Here is a 13,666-nt window from a genome sequence, read left to right as displayed (position 1 = left end):
ATTCCCGCGAAGGCGGGAATCCAGAATGAGGAGAGTCAGTGAGTTTACGCGTCGTCGGCGTCGTCGCGCGCGTCGCCCGACAACCAGGCATGCGCATCGGGCAACGGCATCGTGCCGCGCGCACCGAGGTTCAGGAAATCGAACAGCGTCGCGTCGCTCAACTGCGAGGGACGCACATCGCCGAGCGCGCGCGCGATGTTCTCGATGCGCCCCGGCGTCTGCGCTTCCCACTCCGCCATCATCTTCTGCACCTGCTTGCGCTGCAGGTTCTCCTGCGACCCGCAGAGATTGCACGGGATGATCGGGAAACCGCGTACCTCGGCGTAAGACGCGATGTCGGATTCGCGCACGTACGCCAGCGGCCGGATCACGACATGCTTGCCATCGTCCGAGCGCAGCTTGGGCGGCATGCCGGCGAGCTTGGCGTGGAAGAACAGGTTCAGGAAGAACGTGGCGACCAGGTCGTCGCGATGGTGGCCGAGCGCGATCTTGGTGAAGCCTTCCGCTTCGGCATGCGCATACAACGCGCCGCGACGCAGGCGGGAACACAGCGAGCACAGCGTCTTGCCCTCGGGCACCACGCGCTTGACGACCGAGTAAGTGTCCTGCTCGAGGATGGTGTACGGCACGCCGAGCGATTCGAGATACGCCGGCAACACGTGCGCCGGGAAATCGGGCTGCTTCTGGTCGAGGTTGACCGCGTGCAACTCGAACCGCACCGGCGCCTTCTCCCGCAACTGCAGGAGGATGTCGAGCATCGTGTAGCTGTCCTTGCCGCCCGACAGGCACACCATCACCTTGTCGCCGTCCTCGATCATCCCGAAGTCCGCGATCGCCCGCCCCACCTGGTGCCGCAAGCGCTTGGCCAGCCGCACCCGCTCGTGCGCGACGCGACGCGCACGGGGCTGGGGTTCGAGCAGGGGCAGGGGGGTGGTGGACATGGAAAAGGCGACGGGAACGGCCACGCATTCTATCCCGACGCTCGCAGCGTTAAAGTTCGCTCCGTGACCCAGCCGAACGACCCCGGCGAACTCGCCCGCATCGCCCAGCGCGTGATCGAGCTCAAGCTCGAGCACCGCGATCTCGATGCCGCCATCGCGCGCCTGCAGGCGGACATCGACACCGACGAACTCACGATCAAGCGCCTGAAGAAGCGCAAGCTCCAGCTGAAGGACAGCATCTCCCGGCTGGAGTCCGCGTTGATCCCGGACGAACCCGCCTGATCAGGCGGGCTTCGATGCCTCGGGGCTGATCTTTTCGATCGTGTGCCGCAGTTCGCGGCCGAGGATGATGCGCGCGTCCTTCGCCCAGGCGTCCAGGCGCTCGTCGAACATCAGCTTGCCCGCTTCGTTCGGCCACACCACGCGCAACTCGCGCAGCTTCTGGATGAAGCCGCGGAACAACGTCCTGTCGAAGAACTCCGGCGCCGCCGGTGCATAGAGCAGCGAGAGGCGTTGCGCGGCGAGGTGGCACAGGCTTTCCAGTTCGCCCGACGAGAGCGTGCCCGCGCCGTTCTTCACCAGCACCGAAATGGCGATGTAGTAACGCTCGAAGGCCTGTTGCAGCGAATGTCCGATGGCGCGGATGCGGAAGACCTCGTCGGTCTGGCCCGCGCTGCGCGACAGGATGCCGCCTTCATCGTCGCTCACGTGCTTGAGCAAACCTTCGCGCACGAAGACGTCGATGGTGCGGTCGATGCGCTCGGCGAATTCGTCCTCGTCCCACGGCAGGAACAATTCGGCCTTGAGGAACGGGTACACCGTGCGGCCCAGGCGCTGCAGCATCACGCGCGAGAGACGGCGGTTGCTGAGGAAGCAGACCGCGATCCACGCCGAGGCGGTGAACAGGTGCAGCACGTTGTTGCGGTAGTAGCTCAGCAAGCCCGCGGTGTCGTCGTCCACGCTCAAGACGTCGCCCAACGGGTGCGCGGTGCGCGAGAGCATGTTGATTTCTTCGCCGTGCGCGATGATCTGCTCGGGCGTGTGCGGCGTGACCGTCACCAGCGCCGAATATGGCACGTCGCTGAGCAAGGTCTTGGACAATGCGATCTGCGCGAGCAGGTCGGTCTCGCCCATCGCGTGCTTCGGCGTGGACAGCAACGCCATCGCGAGCAGGTTGATCGGGTTCACGTCCGCGGCGCGGTTGATGTTCACCTGGATGCGCTGCGCGGTGGCGTCGACGGTGTCGGACAACCAGTCGGGGCGGTCGTCCTCGTCGAGCGGCGTGCCGTCCCACGCCGGCGCGAGTTCGGCCAGCATGTCGTTGAGCCGGATCGGCTCGCCGAAATTCACCACCACCTGGCCGTAGTTGCTGCGCAGCACCCGCGGGATGCTCATGAGCAACTGCCAGATCGATTCCTTCTGCTTCGGCTTGCCGATCAGCTCGTCGAGGTAGCTGTCGCCCTCGAGCATCTTTTCGTAGCCGATGTACACCGGCTGGAACATGACGGGGCGCGTGGGCTGGCGCAGGAACGCGCGCACCGTCATCGCGACCATGCCGCCCTTCGGCTGCAGCAGGCGGCCCGTGCGCGAGCGTCCGCCTTCGATGAAGTATTCGATCGAATACCCGCCGGCGACGAGCTGCGAGACGTACTCGGTGAACACCGCCGAATACAGCGCGTTGCCGCGGAAGCTGCGACGCAGGAAGAACGCGCCGCCGCGCCGCAGCAACGGGCCGATGACCGGCAGGTTGAGGTTGATGCCCGCGGCGATGTGCGGCGGCACGATGCCCTTGGTGTAGAGCAGGTAGCTCAACAACAGGTAATCCATGTGGCTGCGGTGGCAGGGCACGTAGACGACTTCGTGGCCGGGCGCGTTCTGCTTCAACGCTTCGAGGTGGTGCACGAGCACGCCGCGGAAGATGCGGTTCCACACGGTGGTCAGCAGGAAACTCGCCGAGCGCACCACCGGATGCGAGTAGTCGGCCGCGATTTCGTAGATGTACGAATGCGCCTTCTTCCAGGCTTCGGCCTTGCCCTTCGCCGGGTTCGACGCGTTCTCGCGGCGCGCCTGGTCGGCGATGGCGTCCTTCACCGATTCGGCGGACAACACCTGGTCGGCGAGCAGGCGGCGCGTGGACAGATCCGGCCCGATGATCGCCGAGCGGATGCGGCGGAAGTGCGCGCGCAGCACGCGCGAAAGCTTGCGCACGGTGCGTTCGGGATCGAGGCCTTCGGCGACGGTGGCGTGCACGGACACCGGCGGCGCGAACTGCACGGTCGTCGAGCGCCCGTTGAGCAGGATCGCGAGCAAACGGCGGAAGCGGCCGACGATCGTCCAGTTTTCGGAGAACAGCACCGAGAACCAGCCGCTGTGCTTGTCCGGCGCGCGGCCCACGAAGATCGAGACCGGCACGAGTTGCACGTCGAGCGACGGGTCGTCGCGATGCGCCTGCAACAGACGCGCGAGCGAACCGGAGTGCGTCTTGTGTTCCGGCCCCGGCGAGAGGCCGAGCACCTTCAACGCATTCGTGTTGCGACGCGAGAGCGCGACATACGCGCGCTTGCGGCCGAGCGGATCGCCGGGCATCGGCTGCAGCGGCGAGGGCAGGCCCGCTTCGCGGCACGCGCGTTCGAGGATCAACGCATTCGACAGGCCGTAGTCTTCGAGCACGTAGCAGATCGCACGGCCGTCGGCCCAGTCGGCGGGCACGCGTGGTTCGAGCTCCAGGCCGATCCACGGTTCGAGCAGCTTGCCCATCAGGCGCGCCCACATCGGCGGACGGGCGCCGACGGGATTGGACGAGCCGTTGCGCGAGGCGACCGGGGGCGGCGCGGCCGTCGTCTCGTGCTCAGGCGATGGGGCGTCCAGTGGCAGCTCCGGCGCGTCGTGCGCGGCCGTGGCGTCCTCGGGGACGGGGTTCGACGGCAGGTCCCGTGCGGGCGCTTCCGCTTCCTGCGACGGCGTGGCGGCCGGCGGCGGGGTGGTCGGATCGTCGAAGAGCGGGAGGTTCGGCTGGTTCGGCATCGCCGCCATTATGGCGAAGCCGCCGTCGCGGGGGTCGAAGCCGCGCCCGGGAGGGCTGGCGCAGCGGCCGCGGGGCCGTCGAGCGAGGCTTCCGCGTTGCGCAGGTAGTCCTCCAGGTACCAGCGGCCGTCGATGCGCCGCACGTCGAGCAGCGTGTCGATCTGCTCCCCGCCGAGCAGGTAGCGCACGCGGACGCGGGCGGTGTCGCCGGTCTGCTGCACCAGCGTCGCGTCCACGCTGTCGAAGGCCGCGTCCAGGTCCAGCCCGTAACTGCCGAACACCTGCTTGGTCGCCGCGAGGAACGGGCCGAGGCGTTCGAGCGAGGCGTCCATGCCGTGGTTCGCGAAATCCGCGGGCGTGGCGATGCCGGTCTCGGCCGCCGCCGTCGACAACAGCGCGATCGCGCGCCGTGCGCGCGTGGCGTCCGACAACGGCGCACGCGCCGCCCAGCGGCTCAACGCCGCGACGGCCTGGCCGTAGTGATCGCGTTCGGCCGGGCTGTAATCGCCTTCGTTGTGGATGTACTGCACGGCGAACACGCCCAGCGAGGTCGCCGTCGATCGCAACTCATCGCCCGAATTCGCGAACTGGCGATCGAAGTCGCGTTGCAGGGTCGTGCGTGCATCCGGCTTCGACAAGGTGGCGAGCATCGCGGGCAGGCGGTCGTCGAGCGGGAGTTCGTCGAGCGGCCAACGGCTGCGTCCCGTGCGCCACGCGGTCTCCAGCCGCGCGTGCAGCGCGGGCGGAATCGCAACGATGGCGAAGCCGGCGGGATCGTTCGCGCGCAGGCGTTCGACGAGCGCCTGCACGGCCTGCACGGGACGCGCCGCACCGGGCTGCGGCGGCGGCGTCTTCGCGCAGGCGGCGAGCAGTGCGATCGCGAGGAGGGGGACCAAGCGCATCGAGCGGATCGGCATGGCGCGGATCATCGCCGATCCGGCCAAAGAAAAAGGAGGCCGAAGCCTCCTGTAAAAATCCGGTCGAACCGGAAGACATCGGTTGTGGCATGGCGCCGGAAGAACCGGCTGCGCGCAGGCTAGCCCAGCGGCCATAGCTGATGCAATACCTGAAATATGGTGTCGCAAGACATTGATTCTATTGTGCTGGTCAGTCAGCGCCGTCCAGCACGGCTTCCTTCTTTGCCCGACGCTGCGCGGCCGGCTGGCGCCAATCGTTGTTGAACAGCGCCGGTTCCCACGACCCGTACATCGGGTTGGGCAGGACGAACCAGCGCTCGCCGATCCAGTCCGCGTACGGCGCGACGGCATCGCGCCGTCCCTCCGGCGTGTTGGCCACGATCTGCACCAGATCTCCGACCTGGTCGCCGAACTGCATCAGCACGCGATGCGTGCGGCCGACCAGTTGGCGGCGGCACGACTTCTCCGAGCCTTCCTGCTCGCAGCCGTCCACGACGGTGCCCAGACCGAGGAATTGATCGTCGTTCGCGATGGGGAACCCGGTGCTGCGCAGGTTGGCGATCGTGGCTTGCGCCAGGCTCGCGTCGCGGTTGCTGATGTAGAAGACGGTGACGCCCTGCTTCGCGGCCGCGGAGAGGAATTCCGCCGCGCCGGGCAACGCCTTCGCCTTGCGCTCCTCGACCCACTTGCCCCACTGCGCTTCGTCGAAGCCGCGGCGTTCGCGGATCTGGCGCACGGACGCCGGCGCGTTGTCGAGCACGGTTTCGTCGACGTCCACGATGATCGCGGGCCTCAGCCCCTTCAGCGGCGTCGTGCGGTCTTCCTTCGGAAGCGCATCCCACGTCTTGTCGGCGAGCGCCGCCTGCAGGCGCTGCGACGCGGCGCGATACACGGTGCGGTACACGAGGTCGCGCTCGGCCGAGGTCTGGTACCACGCGACCGCGTTGAGCGCGTCGTCGGCCGGCGGATCGTCCTGCACGGCGAGTGGCGTGGCTGCCGGCATCGTCGTCGGCACGGTGGTCGCGCAGCCGGCGAGCGCGACGGTCAGGGCGGTGGCGAGGACGGCGAAACGCATGCGTTGGACCCGGCGACGAGGAGGGCGGCGAGTGTAGCCGAGCGTCCGCGACGGGCGAGTGTCAGGCCGGGGCGCGCTGCATCGACACGCGCTTGCCGCCCGGCAAATCCTGGGTGCCGACCTCGGTGAAGCCGTAGCGGGAATGGAAGCGGCGCGAGGCCTCGTTCGGCGGATCGATGTCGAACTCGCACGTCACGTTCGGCACACCGGCTGCGCGTGCGAACGCGAACAGACCGCCGTACAGGCGTGCACCGAGCCCGCGGCCCTGGTGCGACGCGGCGACGACCACGCGATCGACGTAGAGGAATGCGTCATAGCGTCCATCGAACCAGCGATAGTTGACGCTGTCGTAGTCGGCGCCTTCGCGGAACGCGAGCAGGAACGCCACCACGATGCCCCCTTCCTCCAGCACGCGCCCGTACGCCGATTGCGCCAGCAGGTGCGCGTAACGCGCCGCGTCCATGGGGCTGAGCACGGCTTCCGATTCGAGATTCAGCGCCAGGATCGCGCCCGTATCCCCCGGCGCGATGTCGCGCACGCGCAGGCTCATGCGTCGAGCAACGCGCGGATCGCGGCGAACCCCGCGGTGGCGCGTTCCTTCTTCTGCGAGGCGTCGGCTTCCGGATCCGCGCCGTCGCGCTGCACTTCGGCCGCGGGCAACTCGTCGATGAAGCGGCTCGGCAGCAGGCGCTGCTTCTCGCCCCAGCGCTGCGCCTCGCGCGAATGGGACAGCCACAACTGCTCCTTCGCACGCGTGATGCCGACGTACATCAGCCGGCGCTCTTCGTCGATGCGGCCCTCCTCGATCGACGCCTCGTGCGGCAGGTTGCCGTCCTCGACGCCGACGATGAAGACGTATCGGAACTCCAGCCCCTTCGCCGCGTGCAGCGACATCAGGCGCACCTGGTTGCCCGCATCGCCCTTGTCGGCGTGCGAGAGCAGCGCGAGCGCGGCCGCGAGCTCGCCGGGGCCCGAAGTCTTCGGCCCGTCGAACCAATCGGCCAGCTCGTCGAGGTTTTGCCGGCGGCGCTGGAACGTCGCCTCGTCCTTGCATTGCGCGCGCACCATCGCGAGCAGGCCGGAACGCTCATTGAGCTTGCGCACGAGCTCTGCCGGCGGCATGCGCGCGGCATCGCCGCGCAATCCCTTCAGCAGATCGGCGAAGGCCTGCAATGCGTTCGCCGCGCGCGGCTGCAACTGCTTGAGCAGGCCGATCGATTCGGCCGCGCGCGACATCGGAAGGTGCGCCTGGTGGGCGAGCTCGGCGAGCTTCGCCAGCGTCGTCGCGCCGACTTCGCGCTTGGGCGATTGCACCGCGCGCAGGAAGGCCGCGTCGTCTTCGGGATTGGCGATGCAGCGCAGCCACGCCATCGCGTCCTTCACCTCGCCGCGGTCGAGGAACGCGGTGCCGCCGGTGAGGTGGTACGGCACGCGCAGCAACTGCATCGCCTTTTCCAGCGCGCGCGACTGATGGTTGCCGCGGAACAACACGCAGAAATCGCTCCACGGCGCGCCACGCGACTGGTTGAGGAAGTGGATCTGGTCGGCGGCCTTCTCCGCCTCGTGCGTGCTGTCGCGGCATTCCCACACGCGGATGCGCTCGCCGTCGGCCTGGTCGCTCCACAACGTCTTGGGATGTTCGTGCGGGTTGTTGGCGATCAACGTGTTCGCCGCACGCAGCACGCGATTGCTGCAGCGGTAGTTCTGTTCGAGCTTGACGATCTTCAGCGCCGGATAGTCGCGACCGAGTTCCAGCAGGTTGTCCGGGTTGGCGCCGCGCCAGGCGTAGATCGACTGGTCGTCGTCGCCCACGCAGGTGAAATCGCCGCGCGGGCCGGCGATCGCCTTCAGCAGGCGGTACTGCGCGTCGTTGGTGTCCTGGCATTCGTCGACGAGCAGGTAGCCGATGCGCTCGCGCCAGGCCATCACCGCCTCTTCGTCCGATTCGAGCAACTGCACGGGCAGGCGGATCAGGTCGTCGAAGTCCACCGCGTTGAAGGCGGTCAGCCGCTGCTGGTAGCGCGCATACAACGCGGCCGCTTCCATCTCGCGCACGGTCTGGGCCGCCTCGGAGGCCTGCTCCGGCGACAGGCCCGCGTTCTTCGCGCGCGAAATCAGGTTCTTCGCCGCGTCGATCACGTCCGGCTTGCTGCCCGGCGGCAGCAGGTCCTTCAACTGCGCGGCGCTGTCGTCGGCGTCGAAGATCGAGAAGCCGCGGCGCAGGCCGAGCTTGGCGTGTTCGATCTGCAGCAGCTTGAGCCCCAGCGCATGGAAGGTGCAGATCGTGAGGCCTTCGGCCGCGTCGCCCTTGATGCGCTTGGCCACGCGCTCCTTCATCTCGCGCGCGGACTTGTTGGTGAAGGTGATGGCCGCGATGCGGCGCGCCGGCATGCGCCCGGAGGTGATCAGGTGCGCGATCTTCTCGACGATCACGCGCGTCTTGCCGCTGCCCGCGCCCGCCAGCACCAGGAGCGGGCCGTCGACGTGCACGACGGCCTGGCGTTGGGGAGGATTGAGGCCGTGCAAGGGACGCTCCGTGGACAAGGCGCGGGGCGGTGCAGTTTAGCGGTTGCGCTCACGCATAATTGCGCCCATGGCCAAGCTTTACTTCTACTACTCCGCGATGAATGCGGGGAAGACCACCACCCTGCTCCAGTCGGCGCACAACTACCGCGAACGCGGCATGCGCGTGCTCGTCTTCACGCCGGCGCTGGACGACCGCGCGGGCAAGGCGGGCGTCGTGGCATCGCGCATCGGGTTGCGCTCGGAGGGGGACGCGTTCGGGCGCACGGACGACCTGCTGGCGCGGGTGGAGGCCGATATCTCGGCCAAAGGCAAACTCGATTGCGTCCTGGTGGACGAAGCGCAGTTCCTCTCCAAGCCGCAGGTGTGGCAACTGAGCGAGGTCGTCGATCAGTTGCGCATTCCGGTCCTGTGCTACGGCCTGCGCACCGACTTCCGCGGCGAGCTGTTCGAAGGCAGCCAGTACCTGCTCGCGTGGGCCGACGAACTCACCGAGATCAAGACGATCTGCCACACCGGCAAGAAGGCGACGATGACCGTGCGCGTCGATGAGCGTGGCCACGCGGTGCAGGCCGGCCCGCAGGTGGAGATCGGCGGCAACGACCGCTACGTGTCGGTCTCGCGCGCGGAGTTCAAGAAGGTGATGCGCGGCGAGGGCACGATCGACCCGATGCAGCCCTCGCTGCTCGACTGACGCCTCACTGCATCGGCAGCGGCACGCAGGCTCGACGGATCGTTTCGACTTCACGCGGCAAACGGCCGCCCTGCGGCAGGCCGGTGCGCATCTCGGCGGCCAGCGCATCGAGATCGGCGTTCGCCTTCGATGCGTCCGCGCCGCGGCAATTGGCTTCGCCGAGGTAGGCGCGCGCGCGCCAGCGCAAGTTGCGCGGTTCGCTCGCGTTGGTCGAGGCCGCGCCCGCCATGCGCGCGAGCGTGGCCAGGGCATTCTTGTCGCCGTCGCGCGCCAGCTCGCGCGCCAGCGAGAGTTCCATCGCCTGCGTGTCGATCGCCGGCTGGCCTTCGGCGTTGCGCGAGAGCTTGACCGCGCTCGCCAGGCGCGCCTTCGCGCCGGCGTGGTCGCCCTCGTTGGCGAGGATCAGCCCGTGCGCGTATTCGACATCCGCGACGAACGGATGCTTCAACCCGAGCTGCGCGACGGCCAGTTGTTTCGCCTGCGCCACTTCGCCGCGCGCCTGGTCGACGCGGCCCAGCGCCTGCAGCACCTGCGCGTGCTCGGCCATCGCGCGCACCATGCGCGTGCGTGCCGACGAGGTGCGCCAGATCGCGACGGCCTGCGCGAGGTCGCGCTCGGCTTCCTCCAGCCGGCCTTGTTCCCAGGCCAGCATGCCGAGCGTGTAGAAACTCGCGCCGACATCGACGTGGCGTTCGCCGACGCGTTCGATCAGCAACGGCGTGGTGTCGCGCAGGTCGCGCTCGGCGACGTCGAGCCAGCCTTGCTCCATGTACACCGACGCGCGCTGGCGATGCAGTGCGAGCGTGGTGGGGTGGCGTTCGCCGAGCAATTCGGCCGACAGCGCGAGCGCGGCGTCGACGGACTTCGCCGCTTCCGCCGGCCGGCCCTTCTCGCGCAACAGGATCGCGATGCGGCGGTGGATCTGGATCGCGAGCGGATGGCGCTCGCCGACGCGCTGGTGCAGGAACGCAAGCGCATTGCGCAGGCTCGCCAGCGCGATGTCGGGCTTGCCGTCGTCGGCATCGACGTTGGCCAGGTCGTAGAGGTTCTCGGCGACGCCCGCTTCGTCATCGAGCGTCTCGCGGCGGATCGTCATCGAATACTCGAGCAACTGGCGCGCGCTGTTGAACTCCCCCACCGCGCTGCGGCAGCGCGCGAGTTGCGAATAGAACTCGGCGACCTGCGCCGGCAGTTGCGACTGCTCGCGCCGCGCGCGTTCCATCCACGGCTGCATCGCATCGACGCACGTGCGCGGATCGTCGAGTTGGCGGTGGGCGAGACCCTGTTGCGTCGCCGCTTCGAGCTGCAGGCTCGCAGGTGCGTCGTCGCCGACGGCCTTCAGGATTTCCGCCTGGCGTTGCAGCAGCGACATCGCTTCCGGGTAATCGCCCAATCCGATGCGCAGCCGCGCGATGATGCCGAACACTTCGGCGCGCGCGAGCGGTTGCCGCGCGAGTTCACGATTGGCGCGCACGATGCCGTTGTCGAGCAGCGAACGCATGTCGATCGCATCGTCGCGCGGCGCGGCGCCCGCGCCTTCGAACAAACCGATGACGAAATCCTGCAAGGCCTGCGCGCGCGCGGTTTCCTGCACCGCCTGCTGCCCCTGCCACGAGACGATCGTCAGCGCGGCGCCGAGCACGCCGGTCACGACGATGCCGGTGGCGAGGGCCCAGCGATGCCGCACGACATATTTGCGCAGCCGATAACCGACACTCTGCGGACGTGCGAGCACCGGCTTGCCGGCGAGGTAACGCTCGAGATCGAGCGACATCGCCTCGACGGACGGATAGCGCTGCTCGGGCTTCTTCGCCAGCGCCTTGAGCACGATGTTGTCGAGATCGCCGGTGACGTTGCGCGCACGGCGGCGCAGCATCGCCGTATCGCCTTCGCCCGCATCGGCCTGGCGTTGCAGCGCGGACGAAGGCTTGGTCGGGTCGCCCTGCAGGATCGCCTCTTCCCACTCCGCGTCGGTCTGGCGCTTGAGGCGATACGGCTTGGCGTCGGCGAGCAGTTCGTACAGCACGACGCCGAGCGAATACACGTCGGTCATCGTCGACACCGGCTCGCCACGCACCTGCTCGGGCGCGGCGTAGTGCAGCGTGAACGCGCGCACGCCGGTGCGCGTCTGTTCCGGCGCGGCGACGTCGGCGTCGATCAGTTTCGCGATGCCGAAGTCGAGCAGGCGCACGTCGCCGGCGGGCGTGACGAGGATGTTCGACGGCTTGAGATCGCGGTGGACGATGAGGTTGGCGTGCGCGTGCGAGACCGCGTCGCAGACCTGGTGGAACAGATCCAGGCGCGATTCCAGCGACAGGCGATGCACGCGGCAGTAGTCGGTGATCGGCTCGCCTTCGATGTACTCGAGCGCGAGGTACGGTTGGTGGTCGTGGCTGACGCCTGCATCGAGCAGGCGCGCGATGTGCGGATGCGCCAGGCGCGCGAGGATCTGGCGTTCACGCGTGAAGCGCACGCGCAGGTTCGGATCGACCAGCCCGGGGCGCAGCAGTTTCAGCGCGACGCGGCGTTGATACAGGCCATCGGCGCGCGCGGCGAGCCACACCTGGCCCATGCCGCCCTCGCCGAGCAGGCGTTCGAGCCGATACGGCCCGACTTCCACCCCCGGGCGCGGGCCGGGCAGCGGCGCGACGAGCGGCTCGGAGAGGAAGTCCTCGCGATCGGTCTCGAGCTTGAGCAGCGCCTCGAGGTCTTCCGCGGTCTGCGGATCCTCCTCGCGCATCAGGCGCAGGCTGCGTTCGCGTTCGTCCTGGTCCAGCTCGAACAGCGCATCGAGCAGCGGGGACAACCGTTGCCAGCGCTCGGGGTCCATCACGGTCCCCGTCAACTGTCCTTGAGCGAGGCGAGCAGGAACAGGCGCGCCTTCTGCCAGTCGCGCCGGATGCTGCGTTCGGAGCGTTTCAGCAGGGCGGCGATTTCCAGTTCCGACAGGCCCGCGAAGTAACGCAGCTCGACGACCTGCGCCAGGCGCGCGTCGACGGCAGCCAGGCGCGTCAGCGCGGTGTCGAGGCCCAGCGTCTCTTCATCCAGGCGCAGCCCGCCTTCGACTTCCTCGGGCAGTTCGGTCACGCGGTGCAGGTCGCCGCCGCGTTTCTGCGCCAGGCGCTGGCGCGCGTAGTCGACGACGACGCTGCGCATCGCGGAGGCGGCATAGGCGAAGAAGTGCGCGCGATCGTCGAACTGCGCGGAATTGCGGCCGACCAGCTTGAGGTAGGCCTCGTGCACCAGCGCGGTGGCATCGAGCGTGTGCCCATGCTGCCCGGCGAGCTGGCGGCGGGCCATCGCGTGGAGTTCCTGGTACAGAGTGGCCAGGACACGGTCCAGCGCGCCACGGTCTCCGTCGCGTGCAGCGTCCAGCAACTCCGTGATGTCGGCCGTTTCGGACATATGCCCCCTCAGGCGCCGGAATATACCCGCGTTGGAGGGTATTTACCTCGGTAAGAGGTTGGCAGGTGAAGGATTCAGCGTTGGCAGCGGGGGCACCAGACCGTGGTCCGCTGCCCGATCGCCCCTTCTTTCATGGGCTTTCCGCACCGCGGGCAGGGTTGCCCGCCGCGCCCGTAGGCGGACAGTTCGAGCTCGAAATACCCGGGGACGCCATCGGGGCTGATGAAGTCGCGCAACGTGGTGCCGCCCCGCTCGATGGCGTAGGCCAGGATGCGCTTCACCGCCTCGGCCAGCGCGCCGTAGCGCTCGCGGGAGACCTTGCCGGCCTCGCGCAGGGGCGAGATCCCGGCGTCGAAGAGGGCTTCGGCCGCGTAGATGTTGCCCACGCCCACGACGATCCCCTGATCCATCAGGAAGGTCTTCACCGGCGCCTTCCGGCCCCGGCTGCGGGCGAAGAGGTAATCGCCGTCGAAGGCGTCGGACAGCGGCTCGGGGCCGAGCCCTCGCAGGAGTTCGTGGACCTGCCCCGGCGGCTGCCAGAGCAGGCAGCCGAACCGGCGCGGATCGTTGAAGCGCAGGACGCGGCCTTTCGAGCGCCCGCGGTCGGCGAGGTTCAGATCGACATGGTCATGTGCTTCGACCGGCGTATCGGCGGGCAACACGCGCAGGCTGCCGGACATGCCCAGGTGCAGGAGCGCGCTCCCGGACTCGGTATCGAGCAGCAGGTATTTCGCGCGCCGACGAACGGAATCGATCCGCTGACCGGGCAGCAATGCCCGGATTTCAGGTGGAATCGGCCAGCGCAGGTCCGGACGGCGCAACACGACATCGGAGACGATGCGCCCCTCGAGGTGCGGCGCAAGGCCGCGGCGCGTGGTTTCGACTTCGGGCAGCTCAGGCATGGGCGGTCAGTGTGCGCGAAACGTGATGTCGGGACATGGGGTGTGAAAGCGGCCGCTGCAACGTGAAGCTTGTCAGGAGGTCTGAACACCTGCATCACGGAACGACGCCGTACCCGGGCGCATGGGGGATCGGGGGTGGCATGATGTTCTGGGGCGAAAACCCCGTTATCCCCCACGGAGTCACG

The 13,666-nt window shown here is 68.4% G+C and carries 11 protein-coding genes; 2 read left to right on the top strand and 9 right to left on the bottom strand.

What is annotated here, in order from left to right:
* Window positions 1–44 precede the first annotated feature (44 nt).
* A complete protein-coding gene (ttcA, locus tag LF41_RS08850) occupies window positions 45–941 on the bottom strand; it encodes a tRNA 2-thiocytidine(32) synthetase TtcA (RefSeq protein WP_036168683.1) in 897 nt (298 codons plus the stop codon).
* Window positions 942–1,004: 63 nt separating this feature from the next.
* Here ttcA and LF41_RS08845 point away from each other — a divergent pair, with 63 nt between their 5' ends.
* The gene (locus LF41_RS08845) at window positions 1,005–1,223 is read left to right on the top strand and encodes a YdcH family protein (RefSeq protein ID WP_052116276.1); all 219 of its coding nucleotides are present in this window, start codon (window positions 1,005–1,007) and stop codon (window positions 1,221–1,223) included.
* Here LF41_RS08845 and plsB read toward each other — a convergent pair whose 3' ends face one another.
* From plsB to LF41_RS08820, 5 genes are all read right to left on the bottom strand, one after another.
* Window positions 1,224–3,974 carry a glycerol-3-phosphate 1-O-acyltransferase PlsB gene (plsB, locus tag LF41_RS08840; protein WP_036168681.1) on the bottom strand — a complete coding sequence of 917 codons (2,751 nt, stop codon included), beginning with the start codon at window positions 3,972–3,974 and terminating at the stop codon, window positions 1,224–1,226.
* Window positions 3,974–4,867, bottom strand: coding sequence for a hypothetical protein (locus tag LF41_RS08835; RefSeq protein ID WP_237577695.1), 894 nt, complete (start codon window positions 4,865–4,867; stop codon window positions 3,974–3,976). Before LF41_RS08835 ends, plsB begins: the two co-directional genes overlap by 1 nt.
* A gap of 205 nt (window positions 4,868–5,072) precedes the next feature.
* Window positions 5,073–5,957: a 5'-nucleotidase, lipoprotein e(P4) family gene (locus LF41_RS08830; protein ID WP_036168678.1), complete on the bottom strand. Its 885-nt coding sequence runs from the start codon at window positions 5,955–5,957 to the stop codon at window positions 5,073–5,075.
* A 61-nt stretch (window positions 5,958–6,018) separates the two neighbouring features.
* On the bottom strand, window positions 6,019–6,507 hold the full coding sequence (locus LF41_RS08825) for a GNAT family N-acetyltransferase (protein ID WP_036168677.1): 489 nt from the start codon (window positions 6,505–6,507) through the stop codon (window positions 6,019–6,021).
* Window positions 6,504–8,483, bottom strand: a complete 1,980-nt coding sequence (locus LF41_RS08820; RefSeq protein ID WP_036168675.1) for a UvrD-helicase domain-containing protein — start codon at window positions 8,481–8,483, stop codon at window positions 6,504–6,506. The genes LF41_RS08825 and LF41_RS08820 overlap by 4 nt, the downstream gene beginning before the upstream one ends.
* 67 nt (window positions 8,484–8,550) lie before the next feature.
* On the opposite strand from LF41_RS08820, the gene LF41_RS08815 reads away from it, so the two are divergent.
* Window positions 8,551–9,174: a thymidine kinase gene (locus tag LF41_RS08815; RefSeq protein WP_036168673.1), complete on the top strand. Its 624-nt coding sequence runs from the start codon at window positions 8,551–8,553 to the stop codon at window positions 9,172–9,174.
* A 4-nt stretch (window positions 9,175–9,178) separates the two neighbouring features.
* On the opposite strand, the gene LF41_RS16145 is transcribed toward LF41_RS08815, so the two are convergent.
* The 3 genes from LF41_RS16145 to mutM all read right to left on the bottom strand — a co-directional run bounded on the left by LF41_RS16145 (window position 9,179) and on the right by mutM (window position 13,481).
* Window positions 9,179–12,004 (bottom strand): serine/threonine-protein kinase, encoded by a 2,826-nt coding sequence (locus tag LF41_RS16145; RefSeq protein WP_052116274.1) that lies wholly within the window; start codon window positions 12,002–12,004, stop codon window positions 9,179–9,181.
* 11 nt (window positions 12,005–12,015) lie between these two features.
* Window positions 12,016–12,579, bottom strand: a complete 564-nt coding sequence (locus LF41_RS08805; protein WP_036168671.1) for an ECF-type sigma factor — start codon at window positions 12,577–12,579, stop codon at window positions 12,016–12,018.
* Between the two features lie 74 nt (window positions 12,580–12,653).
* A complete protein-coding gene (mutM, locus tag LF41_RS08800; RefSeq protein ID WP_036168669.1) occupies window positions 12,654–13,481 on the bottom strand; it encodes a bifunctional DNA-formamidopyrimidine glycosylase/DNA-(apurinic or apyrimidinic site) lyase in 828 nt (275 codons plus the stop codon).
* Window positions 13,482–13,666: the final 185 nt, after the last annotated feature.

Source organism: Lysobacter dokdonensis DS-58 (assembly GCF_000770795.1).
Lineage (GTDB): Bacteria > Pseudomonadota > Gammaproteobacteria > Xanthomonadales > Xanthomonadaceae > Noviluteimonas > Noviluteimonas dokdonensis.
This window is presented reverse-complemented; position numbering and strand designations above follow the sequence as displayed.